Origin of the sequence: Pedobacter sp. 22163 (genome assembly GCF_052045595.1) — a bacterium.
In the GTDB taxonomy this organism is placed as follows: domain Bacteria; phylum Bacteroidota; class Bacteroidia; order Sphingobacteriales; family Sphingobacteriaceae; genus Pedobacter.
This window is the reverse complement of sequence record NZ_JBQEPM010000001.1, coordinates 366,007-384,193: the sequence shown is the minus strand read 5'-3', so window position 1 is coordinate 384,193 and position 18,187 is coordinate 366,007. Positions and strand designations below refer to the sequence as shown.

Below are 18,187 nucleotides of genomic sequence, written 5' to 3'. Positions count from 1 at the left end.
GAGGGTGCGGCAGGTGGATCTTAGCGGTACGCATTTCTACGCACAGGTATTCAAGTTGTTGTAGTAAAGCACGTTAAATGATTATTGCTAATTTATTGTTCAGATAAACGCAAAGAAAAAGTGATCTATTTTTGTATATTATTTAGGACGATTTGGTTAGGTCTAACATCCAGGCGTGCATATTCGTTTCGCCATCTATCCCCAGTTTTTTACGAATTCTATATTTGCGGCTTTCTACAGCACGTACACTAAGTTTGCAGGTTCTGGCAATTTCTTTGGTATCAAAATTTAGCCTGATGTAAGCACAAAGCGTTAACTCTGCAGGTAGTAATTGTGGTGAAATCTGAAGTAATCTTTCGATAAAGCTGGATTCAGCCTCGCTAAACCGATTCATAAATGAAGGGTCTCTGGCGTGAGCAAGTTCGATAAGTGCTTTTAAAGAAAAATGTTCAACAGGTTTTTCTGTTTTTGCATCGAGCTGTTTACGGTAACCTTCAACCTGTTCTTGAAGCAGAATACGTTGCCTCCGAAAATGCGCATTATGTCGCGTCAATAACCTTAACCGTTGGCCATAAAGACCGAGGCTGATGAGTATTCCTTCAATTATTCCAGCCAAAGTGAGTAAATTATAACTGTAAGATTGAAAGGGTATTAACTCAGATAAACAAAAAACAAGGTAAATAGAAGCCAAGGCCACGGGGATCCATCCCAGTACGTAACACCAGATAAGAGGATTTTTTTTAGCATAGCCGCGGATGATAATCACTTTAATGCTACTGAACAGAAAAAGCAATGAGGTTAATAAAAATAAAACATGTGTAAGGATATTGGTGATACTTCGGGCATCCCATAAAGAACAGATTAAGATTAAACCCCACCCAAACATTAATACCTTAAAGAATTTATTGAGCTGCGGAAGTTGGCGTTTAAGTTTTAAAAAATAGCTGTTAAACAGAATCGTAGCAATGTAACCAACTGCAATAAAAAAATGAGCATGTACTAATATAAACGGGGCTATTGGTGGACCTAGCAATAAACCATAGCCTTGAAGATAACAGACCATTACAATGAAATAAAGCAAAATGATCCGCGCTATATAAAGCGCAAAGAGTTTACTCCGTGTAACAACCAACATAAAAACATGAAAAATGAGGATCATCAATGCAATACCCATATAAATAGGTTGCACGCTATGTGCTTTAAATAAAGCATGGTTTAATACCGATTCGGTAACAAGCTTAACCGGTACAAGTAACGTATTCATCGCCCGCATTCTTACATACACTTCGCCAATTGGTGTTTTTACCTGCTTTAAGGGAAATACATAGCCGGTACCGAGAATGTTATCATTTTGTTTCAGGCTGAACATGCCGGCGCTTATCTGGTTTATCATCCCGCGTTCATCGCGATAAAATACAGTAATAGAATCGATGTTTGCATAATCGATAAACAGATAGGGAGTGGTTTGATTGTTATTTTTAAAACGGAGCTTCATCCACCATACTTTTCCGCTGGTGCCACCATTAAAAATTGCCGACTTGCCTTTTAAAAAACGTTCTGGCTTAAATTGCGCTACCTTTTCGAAAGATGTTGTTTCGAGCGTATCCTGCCAAAAGTATCCTGCTTTGCCAATGTTAATAAAAGTTTGTTTCTCCACCTGGATCACAGGTTGAGCTATGCAAAGGCTGCTTTCTATCAAAAAAGCAATGAGAATAAAAATGGTCTTCATTAATTAAACCAATGTAAAAAAGTTGGGATGACTTATTACAGGGGAGAAATTATAGCTTTATAATAGAAAATCCAAATTTTATCTGAAAAAAGAACATCATGTTAATGGTTTGGCATTCGCTTCAAATTTGTATTTTAGACCAAGCTCCAAATTATATGCACCAACTGATTATACAATACGCTTTCTTGCTTGCAATTATTCTGTTTGTGGTAATGCTCGCACAAAAAATCCGTGTGGCATATCCCATTTTATTGGTAATTGCAGGTTTAGCCTTAAGTTTTTTACCAGTGCTTCGTAATATTGAGATTGAACCAGAGCTCATTTTTGTAATCTTTTTACCTCCATTGTTGTATGAAGCTGCCTGGAACACTTCATGGAAAGATTTCTGGAAGTGGCGTAGGGTAATCAGCAGTTTTGCTTTTCCAATTGTTATTCTTACCTCTAGTATTGTTGCGCTAATTTCTCAAAGCCTAATTCCGGGTTTTACATGGGCCCTGGGATTTTTGTTGGGTGGTATTATTTCTCCGCCAGATGCGGTATCGGCATCAGCCATACTTAAAAATGTTAAAGTGCCTAAAAGACTCACCACAATATTGGAAGGCGAAAGTTTATTAAACGATGCATCCAGTTTAGTGGTGTTCCGCTTTGCTTTAGCCGCAGTAATGACCGGAAGTTTCGTGTTTAGTAAGGCTGCTGGTAATTTTGTGATTGTTATTGTAATGGGAATTTTGGTCGGAATTGTCGTAGCCTTAGTTTTTTATGCTTTGCACCGATGGTTGCCAACTACTACAAATATTGATATTATCCTTACTTTTTTAACGCCATATGTAATGTACATAACCGCAGAGGAGTTTGGATGTTCTGGTGTATTAGCTGTAGTGAGCGGTGGTTTGTTTCTTTCGGCCCGAAGAGACCAGATTCTTACCCACCGAAGCAGGTTGCAGGGTATAAATGTTTGGGAAGCGGTAGCTTTTGTGCTGAATGGCTTTGTTTTCTTGTTAATTGGTTTAGAGTTTCCGGTAATTATTCGTGGTTTGGGCAACGATGGACTTTTACCGGCCATCCGTTACAGTGCCATTATTTGCGCGGTTTTAATTGTTACGAGGTTCGCCAGTACCTATGGTGCTTTATATTTTACACGTTTCATTAGTCGTTATATTACCACTGCCGATCCCAATCCAAGTATGAAGGCACCCTTACTTTTTGGCTGGGCAGGAATGAGAGGAGTGGTTTCTTTGGCTGCAGCGCTTTCTATTCCGGTGGCATTAAAATCAGGCGAAGCTTTTCCTCAGCGAAACTTAATCTTGTTTATCACTTTTAGTGTAATATTGGTTACTTTAGTTTTGCAAGGTTTAACGTTACCCGCATTGATAAAATGGGTAGATATGCCCGATCCGGATTATACTGTTCCTTTCGAGCAACAAAAACAAATGGTGAGAAAGAAATTATCCATGTTATCGCTTAAAATCCTGGATGAAAAGTATCACGATGCCTTATTGCATAACGATATGATCAGATCGATAAAAATTCGGATTGAGGCAGAAATGGAATTGTTGAGAGATTGGGAAAAAGAAGAAAACATTTCAAGGTCTGACGGCTTTTATCACGACTATCGCATTGCACTTGAAGATATTATGGGTGAGCAGCGTATTTTATTGAAAGGACTAAATAAAAAAGAGCAGATTAATGATGAGCTGATTAAAGAACAACTAGAGCTGCTTGATCTGGAAGAAGAAAAACTTCGCAGGCATTTTAGTCATCGGGATATATAACCATCAGACTTCTTTTACTATACAATTGCTCAGTTTATGCAATTAAATGTATAATAATAATGGAGCAATGTATCCACATTGTGCGGTGCTATACATACATGTTTACACTACATAGCTGTAATTTCGGAGGTCGTTTACCTGATGAAATAAAGCTATGAAAACAAACTACTTTTTAAAAAGAATCATTTTATTGATGTTCTGGGGCCTGGCAATGGTTTCGTGCAAGAAAAATATCAATGAGCATCCGGAAGATGGCGGTAAAAAACAAACCGTAAAATTTATGGTTAAGGGAGCTAATGATGACCTTGGTGCATTGGGTGCTGAGGCAAATGTGCCGCTTAAGAATTTGATTAAGCAGTTAACCATTGTAGTCTATCAATCTTTTACCGGACAAGAGTATACCCGGGTTACCCAACTCGCTACCGATCCTAATTTTGGTGAGCTTAGTTTAGATCTCCCGCTCAATACCTATAATTTTGTAGCAATCGGTTCACGGTCGTTATTTGGTATCAACCAGTTTTATCAAGGTGCTACCAATACCGTTGTTTTGCCCTTTAATGATGGAAATATGCAATATTGGCAACCCAATCAGTCCCCATCCGAGAAATTGTATAAAACAGATGATACTTTTGTGGCAACCATTATGAATACTATAAATGCCAACCAGACTATTAATTTAAACATGGATAGGATTGTAGGTAAATTGGAAGTAATTGTAGAAGATGTGGCCAATTACGAAGTTGATGTAAATAACGAAGCAACAGGTTATCTATTTGCTGCAAAAACGTCATTTGGCAGTATTGAAAATGATTTCGGTTATATCGTAAATAACACAAAAGGTCCTATTAGTATTTATATTCTCCGCACAGATAAGCCTTTAGAAATTGAAGTAAGCGGAGGTGGAAAAAGGCGATCGCTTTCTGTTCCCGTTTATAAAAATAAAAGGACAGTAGTAAAAGGCAAATTATTAGAACCTATCGGTAAAGTTGGGTTTAGCTTTGTAATTAATGATAAATGGCTGGCTGATACTACACTCGTAACATTTTAACACAACTTATTTGATGTTGCATGTGTATAAATGCAATGTTTAATAGCTGCAATGATTAAAATATAATCATATATTTGCTAATTAATTTAGTAGGTATGTCGGTAAGAGTTAATATTACTTCGAAGGGAATACAAAAGGTTCTTAAAAATTATAATGAGAGGCAGGCCATTGCGGAGTACATTTGGAATGGTTTTGATGCCAATGCGAACACCATACGGGTAGATTATGTTGCCAATTCGCTTGGCCTTTTAGAGCAGTTAACCATTGCTGATAACGGTTATGGAATTAATTTTGATCGCTTACAACAAAAATTCGATCCTTTCTTCGAATCTGAAAAATCCATTCAGATTGTAGCGCCAAAGCATACCTCAAAAATGCATGGCCGTAATGGAGTAGGGAGGCTTACTTTTTTTACTTTTGCGCATGATGCCGTTTGGCACACCACTTATCAATCAGAACAAGGGTTTCGTTATGGCGAAATACACATTAGTACTGGTGGTTTAAATAGTTATAGTCACGATTTTACTACCGCTCCAAGCAATTCTGGTGAAACTGGAACAACTGTTTCATTTACTAATTTGAAGATCAGCCAGCAAGATGTAGAAGAAACGGTACTTCCTTTCCTGATAAACGAATTCTGTTGGTTTATTGAATTGAACAGGCATAAAAACTATTCGGTCATTGTAAATGGCAAAACATTGGATTTTAGCAGCAATGTTAAAACTTTAGAAGAGTTTAATCTTTTTTACCCCGATACAGCCGTTACTTTTAAGATTAAATACGTTCATTGGAAAGAAAACCTGCATAAAGAACTGTCTAAATATTATTTTTTGGCCGGTGGTGAAGAAATTTATAAAGATTACACCACTCTAAATAAAAAGAGCGACGATTATTTCCACAGTGTTTACATCGATAGCGATTTTTTTCGCGATTTCGATTTTAAGAGTTTTGAAAATGAAGGACAGGTGGCCATATTTGGAGCCGCTAAATCTTCCGCAGAGTACCGGTTTTTAATTAAAGCGTTAACAGAATATCTTAAAAGTAAACGTAAACCTTTTTTAAAAGAATATGCGAACCGCCTGATTGAAAGTTACGAGCAGGATGATATATTTCCCGTTTATGCTACCGAAAGAGAAAAAGAATTAAGGAAACCAGCGCTGGTTAATTTAATTAAGGGATTATATGAAGCAGAACCTAAATTGTTTAGTAGTTTAAATACCGATCAGAAGAAAACTTTAGTGCGATTGATGGATCTTTTAATGCGCGCTAACCTGCGTGATGAGATTTTTGAAATGTTCAATGGCATGATTGAATTAGAGGCCGAAGAGCAGGATGAGCTATTGCAATTGATAAAAGGCCTTGAAACGATGAAAAATTATTGATATTAATTAGTAATTTGTTGCCGACAAAAATAGCTAATCATTGTTTATAGCAGTAGTTTAGTTGTTAGGCCCGTTTTATGAAGATTACTTATTATTAAATCTTACTGTTTTTGTATGAATGAGCAGGTAGGATATTTTGGAACAGACATTCCCATAAAAATTTATGGATTGAGCGAAAAATCGGTTACAATAACATTCGGAACGGCAATAGATAAAGATTTGTTATGCCTGATCACCGATTTTAATCAATTGTTGTTGCAAAACCCTTTTTCTGGTTTAATAACCACAGTTCCGGCTTATACTACATTAACTGTTTTTTTTGATCCCTTAAATGTGATGTTATCAGATCTTCCAGGTCAGGTTTGTTTCGAAAAGGTATCAGCGCATTTAAATAAAATTGCACAGATAAAAAGAGAAAAATCAAGCACAATACCTGATAAACTGATTATTCCTGTACATTATGGTGGCGATTTCGGACAGGATCTTTCAACGGTAGCCCGCACAAATAAGCTTAGCGAAACTGAGGTAATTGATATACATACTGCCGGGCAATATATTGTTTTCATGATCGGCTTTGTGCCAGGTTTCGCCTATATGGGCGGAATGGATCCCAGGTTATCAACCCCCAGAAAAGAGGTTCCCAATGCTAGGATACCCACCGGATCTGTAGGTATTGCAGGCAATCAGACCGGCATTTATCCCATGGAAACACCTGGCGGGTGGCAGATTATTGGAAGAACACCATTAAAAATGTTTGATGTAAACCGCTTACAGCCATCCCTTTTAAAGGGAGGCGACCTGGTTACTTTTAAAGCCATTGGTATAGATGAATTTAATGCGTATGCTGAAATATGAGTATGAAAATCAGCATCATTAAGCCGGGTTTATTAAGCACCATTCAAGATATGGGACGATACCGATATCTTTCGCAAGCGGTACCTATATCGGGCGCAATGGATGAGCTGGCCCACCGATTAGCGAATAGAGCTGTTGGTAACGATGATAATAATGCGACCATTGAGTTTACCTATGCCGATGCTTCATTTAAAGCTGAAACACCTGTTCTAATTTCTTATTCTGGCGATGGTGGAACCTTAGTTTACAATAATGAAATAATGCCTGCAGAAAAGCCGTTGTTTTTTCAGGCTGGCTCCGTGATAAAGCTGATCCATAATGCAATTGGCGTGCGTACCTATTTGTCTATTGCCGGTGGATGGGATGTGCCTGATGTAATGGAAAGTAAAAGTACTTATCTTACTGCTGCTTTTGGGGGCTTTAAAGGGAGGGGGTTGCAAAAGGCAGATGTTTTGATCGGCGGTGCTTTACTTAGCGAAGTATCAGATCGAATATTGAATCATTTGATTGAAAGATCGTTAACCTATCCAAATTGGCGCATTTCGCGCGAAAGCTTACTGCCAGAGAATAGAAAAGCCATTAGAGTTGTACTTGCCAATGAAATCAGCTGGTTTGACGCAACATCCATTATTTCATTTTTAACCAGTTCTTATACCATTGATAGAAAGAGTAATCGTATGGGTTATCATTTATCTGGAAAGCCATTGGTGAGGAAAGTTAAAAAAGAATTGCTCAGCACAGCAGTAACACCTGGGGTTATCCAGGTAACCGGAAGTGGCGATTTGGTGATACTCATGGCAGATTGCCAAACAACAGGGGGGTACCCACGTATCGCCCATGTTGCAGCGGTTGATTTATCTTTATGTGCCCAGTTAAAACCGGGCGATACTATTCATTTTTCTGAAATTTCGAGAGATGAGGCAGAAGCGCTTTACCTTGAACGTGAACACGATTTATCGTTGATTACCATGGCAATAGGCCTTAAATATATTAAAACATGAAAATGATCGATCTTAATTGCGACATGGGAGAAGCATTTGGGAATTATACCATGCCCAATGATGAAAAACTGATGGATTATATTTCATCGGCAAATATTGCCTGCGGTTTCCATGCCGGCGATCCAGCTGTAATGCAGCAAACTGTAGCTTTAGCCTTAAAAAAAGGAGTGGCCATTGGTGCGCACCCTGGTTTACCCGATCTGCAGGGCTTTGGTCGTAGAGAAATGAAGATTACTCCAAATGAGGCTTATCAGCTTACTTTATATCAAATGGGTGCGTTAAGTGGTTTTGTCAAAGCTGCAGGTAGTAAATTGCATCATGTTAAAGCACATGGCGCATTGTATAATATGGCTGCAAAGGATATCGCTTTGGCAAAAGCCATTGTACATGCCGTTTACGATTTCGACCCTGGTCTGATCTTATATGCTTTAGCAGGAAGTAAGATGATTGATGAAGCTGAAGAAAAGGGGATTGTAACCGCATCAGAAGTTTTTGCCGATCGTAGTTATCAGGATGATGGTTTACTTACCCCTCGGTCAGCAGACAATGCTTTAATTACCAATGAAGAAGATGCCATCAATCAGGTATTGGGATTTGCTTTAAACCAGGAAGTAAATAGTATAAATGGAAATCGCATTGTGGTTAAGGCAGAAACGGTTTGTTTGCATGGCGATGGGGAACACGCTGTTGCTTTTGCTAAATTAATAGCCGAAAGGCTAAAAAAAGAAGGTATAGCTATTAAAGCCCCGACTATATGAAGCCAAAATACAATTGGAGTGTACTTTTAGGGGCAGCTTTTTTAATGGCTTCATCAGCTATTGGCCCTGGATTTTTAACACAAACCGCAGTTTTTACCCAGCAATTAGGGGCAAGTTTTGCATTTGTTATATTACTATCCATCATATTAGATGCCATTGCACAATTAAACATCTGGCGGATTATTGCTGTTGCCGATAAACCCGCTCAAGATATAGCCAATAAGGTATTTCCTGGCCTGGGGTACTTTATTTCTTTCCTGGTTTTTTTAGGTGGTTTGGCTTTTAATATTGGTAATATTGCCGGCGCTGGTTTAGGACTCAATGTATTATTCGGCATTAGTGTAGGGCAGGGTGCTGTAATAAGCGCAATTATGGCAATAGGCATCTTTATTTACAAAGAAGCTGGCAAGGCAATGGATGTTTTTGCTAAAACCATGGGGTTAATTAAAATTGTACTCGCCTTAATTATCGCTTACACCAGTTCGCCACCATTGGCAGAAGCTGCATTAAGGGCTGTTAACCCTACACAGTTTAGTTTTACGGCAGTATTAACCATAGTTGGTGGAACAGTGGGTGGTTATATCACCTTTTCGGGCGCTCACCGTTTATTGGATGCCAGACAAACCGGGATCCATAATTTAGGTGCTGTAAATAAAGGTGCGTTAAGTGCTATTGGATTGGCCTCTATTATGCGCTTATTGTTGTTTATTGCCGCTTTAGGGGTGGTAAGCAAAGGTTTTACCTTAGACCCATCCAATCCAGCTGCTTCAGTTTTTAAATTGGCCAGCGGCGAAATCGGTTATAAGATTTTTGGTGTAGTGATATGGGCTGCAGGGATTTCTTCGGTTGTGGGCTCAGCCTATACCTCCATTTCATTTATTAAGAGCTTTCACCCGCTGATCTTAAAGTTTAACAGAGAGATTATCATTGCCTTTATATCCATCTCATGCATTATTTTTATCCTCATTGGTAAACCCGTTAAAATACTGCTAACCGTAGGCGCCATTAATGGTTTTATTTTACCTATTGCATTAGGTATTATGCTTATTGCTGCCTATAAAACCAAAATTATTGCAAATTACAAACAACCTTTTTGGTTAACCTTAACAGGTTTAGCTGTGGTATTAACCATGGTTTGGATGAGTTATGGTACCATTATACAAATGATAAAAGGAGAATAAATCTTTATACAATGAATACGATTATCAAATATTTTTGCTTTTTCTTCCTATTAAGTGCTACCGGCTTTGCGCAACAAGGTGCAAATCCTGTAGCCGTTGAGCCTGGAGTTTCTCTTGCACTTGCAAGTTCCAGAAGTGCAGCAATAAGTAATATTCAATATAAACTTCATTTTACCATTCCAGCAGAACAAACAGCACCAATTAAATCAACTGAAAGTATTGATTTTAAGCTAAGTAAGCTGATTTATCTACAGATCGACTTTAGGAAGAACGCAGATCATATAAAACGGGTATTGGTTAATGGCAAAACCATATCGATTGATTTTCAAGCAGAACATATTTTAGTAAAGCAGGAGTATTTAAAAGTAGGTGCTAACCATATCGAGATTGGATTTATTGCGGGTAACGAATCATTAAACCGAAACAAAGACTTTTTGTATGCGCTTTTTGTTCCTGATCATGCCAGAACGGTATTCCCGTGTTTTGATCAACCCGATTTAAAAGCTAAATTCTTACTTTCGTTAACCGTTCCAACTGATTGGCAGGTAATGGCTAATGCTGTTAAAAAAGACTCATTTGAGCACGGGAGTTCTACTACCTATCATTTCGATAATTCAGATAAATTACCCACTTATTTATTTTCCTTCACTGCGGGTAAATACACCTTGATAAATAGGGAAATGAAAAATAATAAAATGGAATTTTTGCACCGCGAAACCGATTCAGCCAAAATTAAGCTCAGTGTAGATTCTGTTTTTGTAGCACATCGCGATGCCATCGATTTTTTGGAAGACTGGACAGCGATAAAATATCCTTTTCAAAAAGTGGGTTTTGTTAGTATTCCAGATTTCCAGTTTGGCGGTATGGAACATCCTGGGGAGGTACAATATAAAGCATCGGCATTGTTTTTAGATCAAGGTGCAACCAAAGATCAGTTCATTTCGCGTTCTAACCTGATTTCGCATGAAACCGCACACATGTGGTTTGGCGATCTGGTAACCATGAAATGGTTTAACGATGTTTGGATGAAAGAGGTTTTTGCCAATTTTATGGCCGATAAGGTAACCGAAAAATTAATGGGCAAAAGTACTTTCGACCTTAAGTTTTTACAAGATCATTATCCCGCAGCTTATGGTGTAGATAGAACACTAGGCGCTAATCCCATTCGCCAGCAATTGGATAACTTACAAGAAGCAGGGTCGATGTATGGAAATATAATTTACCATAAAGCACCAATTATGATGCGTCAATTGGAATTATTGATGGGAAAACAGAATTTTCAACAGGGTATAAGGGAGTATCTGAAAAAATACAGTTACAGCAACGCTACATGGAATGATTTGATTGCCATTTTAAGTAAATATAGCAAAAGTGATCTCCACAGTTGGAACAAAGTTTGGGTAAATGAACCTGGTAGGCCGGTTTTTAGTTATGATATTAAATACAACGGAGATAAAATTAGCGATTTAAGCTTAAACCAAAGCAGTGAGATGGGACAGCCACGGGTATGGCCGCAATCTTTTACAGTTAAGCTGGTTTACCCAACAGCGAGCAAGATTTTAGTTGTAGATGCTAAGCTTGCTAAGACAGATTTAATTGAAGCAATAGGTCTTCCAAAACCAAAGTATATTTTATTTAACGCAAACGGTGCTGGCTATGGTCTTTTTCCGATTGATAAAGAGATGATGGCAAATCTTTATGATCTTGCTGACCCCTTAGAACGGGCATCGGCCTATATCAATGCCTACGAAAATATGCTTTCGGGAAAAAGCACTAAGCCTAAAGAACTTTTGGCCGTATTTTTACAAGGATTGTCGGTTGAGAAAAACGAGATGAACCTCAGACTGATTACGGGATACCTAACCAATATTTACTGGACTTTTCTTACTGCTGAAGCACGGAATGCGATGTATGAAAGTATGGAGAAAACAATATGGAATGCAATGGAGCAACAGCAAACGCAAAATAATAAGAAGATTCTGTTCAATGCTTATCAGAATGTATATCTAAGTGCGGATGCCGGAAAACGCATGTATAATATCTGGCTCAAACAAACCGCACCAAATGGAATTAAATTGTTAGAAGATGATTATAGCGCGTTAGCCTTAACGCTAGCCCTTAAAACAGATACTGCAAATGCGATCTTAAAAGATCAGTTGGCACGGACCAAAAATGAAGACCGTAAAAACCGGCTGATTTATTTAATGCCCGCATTATCTTTAGATGTTAGGGAAAGAAATAATTTTTTCAACGGTTTAAAAGACCGGAAAAACCGCCAGAAAGAAGCTTGGGTAACTACGGCTTTATCTTATTTACATCACCCCATTAGACAAAAAACATCTATTCATTATCTTAAAGAAAGCTTAGATTTATTATTAGAAATACAGAAAACGGGGGATATATTTTTTCCGCAATCGTGGCTAGCTGCTATATTTTCGAGTTACAACAATAAAGAAGCAAATGCTGTTGTACAGGATTTCTTAAAATCACATCCTAACTACAATCCAAAACTAAAGGATAAAATTTTGCAGACTACAGATAACCTTCGCCGGGCACAGGTCATCGTGCATTAACTTTGATGCAAATAAATTTGTTACATACAGGTTTAAGAAGAATTTATACTTTTGTCGCGAGAGCGTTAATTTAGATTGAAAAGGGTAAGCATTAATTTGTTTGCCCTTTTCTTTTTTAGTCTGGGGCTGAAGTCATTGCCTTATTTCTTCGTTCAACATTCTCACGTCTTTTACTCAATGAAATCATTTTACCCAGTCAAATATGAGATAAACAACTAGTTATTTCATTAATTGTGAAATAAATTTATTTATATCATTTTTTGTGAAATAGAGTTGATTGTTTCTGTTACAGTTTCTCTATTTTATGTTTACATATGGAATCATGCGGGAGATATCGAAAATGGTGTAAATCGGGTCCTAAATAAATGAGTATTATTATGGAATAAAAGTAATCCAATGCGCCCAAAATAATTCTTTTACTTGGCCTAGATTTCATTTTCAGTTGCTTTTAACATAGGTGTTCCCTAACCTTGTTATACAAGTCTTAATTTCTAATTAAAAGACTCTGTTTGATTATTCAGATCGTCTAACAAGCTGTTTAATAAAATATCTCTTTTATCTTCAATTGAAGAATCATCCTGGATAAAAACGGTAAGGTTCGTGTTTTCTGTTGTTTGAGGCTGCATAAGGCTGCGGTTTATGTTTGTCAATTAAATGTCTACAATTATCTAACGTCGATTTTAAAATATAGTTTGTAACTTTTTTATTCGAACTTGTAATGTCTCAATTGGACATAGTATAAATTAATATAGACCAAACATTGGGCTAGTATTTAGGTTATATCTTTCAGAACAAAACAAATTCTATTAATCTGGAAATCGATGAAACACTACGACGCAATAATTATAGGTGCAGGACAGGCAGGAACGCCTTTGGCCAAAAAGCTTGCCGAAGCAGGCAAAAAAACAGCGATTATAGAAAAAAGGTTTGTTGGAGGTACGTGTATTAATGACGGTTGTACGCCAACAAAAGCAATGATCGCTTCTGCCAGAGCAATATATCAAGCCAGAAAAGCAACTGAACTGGGGGTAGAAGTTGGAGCGATCAAAATTGATTTTAAAAGGATAAAGCAAAGGAAGGACGATATCGTAAACCAGTTCAGGTCGTCATCTGAAAAGGGCCTTAAAAACACAAAGGGACTTGAACTGATATTTGGAACGGCCAGATTCAGTGGTGAAAAAGAACTGACCATTGCACTCAACGACGGCGGCGAAGAAAAAGTAACTGCAGAATGGATTTTCATCAACACTGGTGCAAAAACTACCATACCGGATATTGAAGGATTAGATGAAATTAATTATCTTACATCGACAACAATTTTAGATCTTAAAACAATTCCAGAGCACCTAGTGATCATTGGCGGAAATTACATCGGGCTTGAGTTTGGACAAATGTTTAATCGATTTGGGAGTAAAGTAAGCATTTTGGAAAAATCATCAGGCATATTGGCTAGAGAAGATCAGGATATCTCATCAGCACTTACTGAAATTTTAACCGACGAAAATATCGAACTGATCACTGATGTTAAAATCAAGAAAATAGCACAGGATAAAAAACAGATTAGCATAATGCTGGAGTCTGGGAAAATCAAAAAAGAAATAACAGCGAGTCATGTATTGGTAGCCGCAGGCCGTACTGCTCAGACTACAAATTTAACCCTTGAAAACTGTGGCGTAAAATTGGATGACAAAGGGCATATTCTTGTTAATGAAAAACTCGAAACCAATATTAAAGGAATTTATGCACTCGGTGATGTAAAAGGCGGCCCTTCATTTACACATATTGCTTATAACGATTATACCATTGTTTACCGGAACTTAATGGAGGGCACAAATTATTCTATTCACGATCGGCCGGTGCCATATTGCATGTTTACCGACCCTCAGCTTGGGCGGATAGGTATTTCTGAAAAAGAAGCAAAAGAAAAGAAATTGAATTATAAAGTTGCCGTTTTGCCAATGTCGAATGTTGCACGTGGTATTGAAACAAACGAAACTTTAGGGCTGATGAAAGCAATTGTAGATGCTGATAGTAAAAAGATACTGGGAGCTGCTATCCTGGCTTCAGAAGGTGGAGAAATCATGTCTGTTCTTCAAATGGCGATGGAAGGTGATATTACTTACGATAGGATCAGATATTGTGTATTTGCGCACCCTACTTATTCCGAATCGTTAAATAATCTATTTATGAAAATCGATAGCTAAATATGATCGAATTAAAAGGCATAAGTAAGAAATTTGGTGATACCCTAGCGGTAAATCAGGTCTCTTTTAAAGTAGAAGAAAAGGAAACGCTGGTATTGTTGGGCACAAGTGGCTGTGGCAAAACCACTACGCTGAAAATGATCAACCGGTTAATTGAGCCGGATGCAGGCCAGGTTTTTATCAATGGCGAAAATATAACCAATCAAGATCCTGATATTTTACGAACAGGAATTGGGTATGTGATGCAGAATATTGGGCTTTTTCCACACTATACCGTCGCTGAGAATATTGCCGTTGTACCGAAACTTTTAAAATGGGATAAAGAAAAAATTAAAGTCCGAACGCAGGAACTGATTGAAAAACTCCATCTTCCTGAAAATAGTCTGTCGATGTTTCCAAATGAGTTAAGTGGTGGCCAACAGCAGCGTGTAGGCCTGGCCCGTGCTTTGGTTACCGATCCTCCAATATTGTTAATGGACGAACCGTTTGGTGCTTTGGATAATGTTACCCGAACCAGTATCCAAAAAGAATTTAAGGGATTAGAAGAACTAAAAAGGAAAACCATTGTAATGGTTACCCACGATGTTCAGGAGGCTTTTGAATTGGCAGATCGCATTTGTTTAATGGATAAGGGGAAAATTATCCAGATTGGAACACGAAAAGAATTACTTTATCACCCGGTAAATGATTTTGCAAGAAAATTTTTAGCCGGACAAAGGTTAGCTCTCGAATTTAAAGTAGTTAAAATACAGGATATTTGGCCTTATTTACCTAAAGGAATACTACAAGATGGGAAAAGCCTGTCTGCTGATTTGAATGTATGGGATGCGATGGAATTGTTGCGAAGTTCTGATCGGAGCGAACTTCTGGTTTCTGGTGCCAATAAAGAAAGCAAAGCCATTAATTTCGAACAGTTAACCAAAGGATTTAATCAATTTCAAAACGCGCAGGTACATGAATGAGCATCAGCAAACTTTATGGCAATTTATGCATGAGCAATCTGATAAATTGTTTGCCCAAACCCTGCAACATGTTGGTTTAACGTTTATTTCCTTACTTTTTGCCATTGCCATTGGCTTACCACTGGGTATATTGATTGCCAGAAAAAGGAAACTTTCCGGAACAGTTTTAGGTATTGCCGGCGTATTGCAAACGGTTCCGAGTATTGCCTTATTGGGTTTTATGATTCCCGTTTTAGGGATTGGTGCAAAACCTGCAATTGTGGCGCTGCTGATTTATGCCTTATTACCAATCATCCGCAATACCTATACAGGCATTATTGGCATCGATCAGCATGTTAAAGAAGCGGCAATGGCAATGGGCATGAGCAAGAGCCAGATACTGTTAAAAGTAGAATTACCTTTAGCTATGCCCGTTATTTTGGCAGGTATCCGTACTGCAACGGTAATTAATGTAGGCGTGGCCACATTAGCCTCTTTTATTGCGGCGGGTGGATTAGGAGAGTTTATTTTTGGGGGCATTTCACTCAACAATACCAACATGATCTTAGCTGGGGCTATCCCTGCTGCTTTATTGGCCATTATTCTCGATGCCTTGCTTTCTCTGGTTCAGAAAATGAATTTTAAAAAGCTGAGAAAAGCATTATACATTTTGCCAGTTGTGATTTTAATTTTAGGTGGCTTTTATGCACTTCCGTCGGCTTATGGTTCTACCTTAACCGCTGGATTTACCCCTGAATTTATGGGTAGGCAAGACGGTGATCTTGGATTGAAATCTATCTACGGCTTAAAAATCCATACCATTGTAATCAGCGATGCGGTAATGTACAAAGCCGCTTTTTCAAAAGAACTGGATATAATTAGCGGTTACTCTACCGATGGCCGTTTGAAAGCCTTTGATCTAAAGATTTTAAAAGACGATAGAAGTATTTTTCCACCCTACTATGCTGCGCCAATTGTTCGGGATGAAGCCTTTAAACAATTTCCACAGTTAGAAGAAACATTAAATCTTTTAGCAGGCAAAATTACTGATTCGGTAATGACCGATCTCAATTACAGAACCGATTACCTTCACCAAACACCAGAACGGGTAGCAAAGGATTTCCTCATCAGTGCTGGTTTGTACAAAACACCAAAAAACGGACATAACGGTGTAGTTAGGATAGGCTCAAAGATTTTTGGTGAGCAATATATTCTGGCTGAAATGTACAGCATGCTGATTAGAGGGAATACTGATTATGAAGTTTCTACCAAAACAGGACTTGGTGGAACAAAAATCTGTTTTGATGCACTGATGAATAATCAGATCGATTTTTATCCCGAATATACTGGGACAGGTTTATTGGTTTTATTGCAACCGGATCCAAAAATTGCCAGGGAAATGGCGCACGATAAAGACAAAACTTATGATTATGTCTCCACCGAATTTGAGAAAAAGTTTAAGATCAAATGGCTTAAACCTATAGGTTTCAATAATTCTTATGCTTTAATGATGCGGCAAAAACAATCAAAAGATCTGAATGTTAATACCATCACAGATCTTAAAAACTATTTAGATAAAAATTAATGACACTGGTAGAAGAATACTTGCAGATCAGGAAATACTCAGAACAAATTTGCGAACCCCTGCAAACAGAAGATTATGTGGTACAGCCAATTGTGGATGTTAGTCCACCGAAGTGGCATTTAGGACATACTACATGGTTCTTCGAAACTTTTATATTAAGTCCATATTCTGTTAATTATCAGGTGTATAACGATGAATATAATTTCGTTTTCAATAGTTATTATGAAACGGTTGGCAATCGGGTAATCCGGACAGATCGTGGTAATTTAAGTAGACCGAGCGTAAATGAGATTTACCAATACAGGGCTTATGTAGATGAAGCCATGGTGAAATTCCTGGCCACTACACTAATAGATGAAGTAAAGGAGCTGTTGATTTTAGGTTTTAACCACGAGCAGCAGCACCAGGAACTTTTACTTACCGATATTAAATACATTTTAGGAAACAACCCGCTTTTTCCAACGTATTCAAAAAACCAAAAAGAAGTTTTAACCGTAGGTGGTATAGAACCGGGCTTTATCAATATTTCAGAAGGAGTTTATGAGATCGGTTATGCTGGAGCAGATTTCAGCTTTGATAATGAATTAAACAGACATAAAGTTTATCTGCACGATTTTTCAATCAGTAAAACATTGGTGAGTAATGCAGAATTTATCGAATTCATTAGTGCAGGCGGTTATGAAAATTTTAATTTCTGGCATGCCGAAGGATGGGATTGGGTGAAAAACAACAGCATTAGTGCACCTATGTACTGGCACTTAATAGACGGGAAATGGTTTAATTATACTTTAGCTGGTCTTTTACCAATCGATTTGACCGCACCGGTAAGCCACATCAGCTATTACGAGGCTTATGCTTTTGCAAGCTGGAAAGGCATGCGTTTACCAACTGAATTTGAATGGGAGATAGCCGCCGAACACTTTAACTGGGGCGAACGATGGGAATGGACCGAAAGTGCCTATTTGCCTTATCCAGGTTTTAGTAAAGCACCAGGCGCCATTGGCGAGTACAATGGGAAGTTTATGGTTAACCAGAAAGTGCTTCGCGGTGCATCAATTGCCACGCCCGAAAATCATTCACGCATTACTTATAGAAATTTCTTCCACCCACATTTAAGGTGGCAATATACAGGCATCCGATTAGTAAAATAGTATAGAT

Annotated in this window: 14 protein-coding genes; 12 read left to right on the top strand and 2 right to left on the bottom strand. The window is 37.9% G+C overall.

Annotation, left to right across the window (positions count from 1 at the left end):
- Positions 1-142: 142 nt before the first annotated feature.
- Positions 143-1,729 (bottom strand): 7TM diverse intracellular signaling domain-containing protein, encoded by a 1,587-nt coding sequence (locus tag ACTJKN_RS01685; protein WP_440822102.1) that lies wholly within the window; start codon positions 1,727-1,729, stop codon positions 143-145.
- A gap of 155 nt (positions 1,730-1,884) precedes the next feature.
- Here ACTJKN_RS01685 and ACTJKN_RS01680 point away from each other — a divergent pair, with 155 nt between their 5' ends.
- From ACTJKN_RS01680 to ACTJKN_RS01645, 8 genes are all read left to right on the top strand, one after another.
- Entirely contained in the window at positions 1,885-3,501 is a 1,617-nt protein-coding gene (locus ACTJKN_RS01680) for a Na+/H+ antiporter (RefSeq protein WP_440822101.1), read from the top strand.
- A 154-nt stretch (positions 3,502-3,655) separates the two neighbouring features.
- Positions 3,656-4,549: a FimB/Mfa2 family fimbrial subunit gene (locus tag ACTJKN_RS01675; protein ID WP_440822099.1), complete on the top strand. Its 894-nt coding sequence runs from the start codon at positions 3,656-3,658 to the stop codon at positions 4,547-4,549.
- 95 nt (positions 4,550-4,644) lie between these two features.
- On the top strand, positions 4,645-5,931 hold the full coding sequence (locus tag ACTJKN_RS01670; protein WP_440822097.1) for an ATP-binding protein: 1,287 nt from the start codon (positions 4,645-4,647) through the stop codon (positions 5,929-5,931).
- A gap of 114 nt (positions 5,932-6,045) precedes the next feature.
- Positions 6,046-6,786 (top strand): 5-oxoprolinase subunit PxpB, encoded by a 741-nt coding sequence (gene pxpB, locus ACTJKN_RS01665; protein WP_440822095.1) that lies wholly within the window; start codon positions 6,046-6,048, stop codon positions 6,784-6,786.
- Complete coding sequence (locus ACTJKN_RS01660; RefSeq protein ID WP_440822093.1) at positions 6,783-7,787, top strand: biotin-dependent carboxyltransferase family protein; 1,005 nt, start codon at positions 6,783-6,785, stop codon at positions 7,785-7,787. The genes pxpB and ACTJKN_RS01660 overlap by 4 nt, the downstream gene beginning before the upstream one ends.
- Before the next feature lie 2 nt (positions 7,788-7,789).
- A complete protein-coding gene (locus ACTJKN_RS01655) occupies positions 7,790-8,545 on the top strand; it encodes a 5-oxoprolinase subunit PxpA (RefSeq protein ID WP_440822091.1) in 756 nt (251 codons plus the stop codon).
- Positions 8,542-9,726 carry an NRAMP family divalent metal transporter gene (locus tag ACTJKN_RS01650; RefSeq protein WP_440822089.1) on the top strand — a complete coding sequence of 395 codons (1,185 nt, stop codon included), beginning with the start codon at positions 8,542-8,544 and terminating at the stop codon, positions 9,724-9,726. Before ACTJKN_RS01655 ends, ACTJKN_RS01650 begins: the two co-directional genes overlap by 4 nt.
- An 11-nt stretch (positions 9,727-9,737) precedes the next feature.
- Positions 9,738-12,299 carry a M1 family aminopeptidase gene (locus tag ACTJKN_RS01645; RefSeq protein WP_440822088.1) on the top strand — a complete coding sequence of 854 codons (2,562 nt, stop codon included), beginning with the start codon at positions 9,738-9,740 and terminating at the stop codon, positions 12,297-12,299.
- Between the two features lie 491 nt (positions 12,300-12,790).
- Here ACTJKN_RS01645 and ACTJKN_RS01640 read toward each other — a convergent pair whose 3' ends face one another.
- Complete coding sequence (locus ACTJKN_RS01640) at positions 12,791-12,925, bottom strand: hypothetical protein (RefSeq protein WP_440822086.1); 135 nt, start codon at positions 12,923-12,925, stop codon at positions 12,791-12,793.
- Between the two features lie 195 nt (positions 12,926-13,120).
- Here ACTJKN_RS01640 and ACTJKN_RS01635 point away from each other — a divergent pair, with 195 nt between their 5' ends.
- The 4 genes from ACTJKN_RS01635 to egtB are packed head-to-tail and all read left to right on the top strand — an operon-like array spanning position 13,121 to position 18,180.
- The gene (locus ACTJKN_RS01635; RefSeq protein ID WP_440822084.1) at positions 13,121-14,503 is read left to right on the top strand and encodes a mercuric reductase; all 1,383 of its coding nucleotides are present in this window, start codon (positions 13,121-13,123) and stop codon (positions 14,501-14,503) included.
- 2 nt (positions 14,504-14,505) lie between these two features.
- The gene (locus ACTJKN_RS01630; protein ID WP_440822082.1) at positions 14,506-15,465 is read left to right on the top strand and encodes an ABC transporter ATP-binding protein; all 960 of its coding nucleotides are present in this window, start codon (positions 14,506-14,508) and stop codon (positions 15,463-15,465) included.
- Positions 15,458-17,029, top strand: coding sequence for an ABC transporter permease/substrate-binding protein (locus ACTJKN_RS01625; protein WP_440822080.1), 1,572 nt, complete (start codon positions 15,458-15,460; stop codon positions 17,027-17,029). The genes ACTJKN_RS01630 and ACTJKN_RS01625 overlap by 8 nt, the downstream gene beginning before the upstream one ends.
- Entirely contained in the window at positions 17,029-18,180 is a 1,152-nt protein-coding gene (egtB, locus tag ACTJKN_RS01620) for an ergothioneine biosynthesis protein EgtB (protein ID WP_440822078.1), read from the top strand. The genes ACTJKN_RS01625 and egtB overlap by 1 nt, the downstream gene beginning before the upstream one ends.
- Positions 18,181-18,187 lie beyond the last annotated feature (7 nt).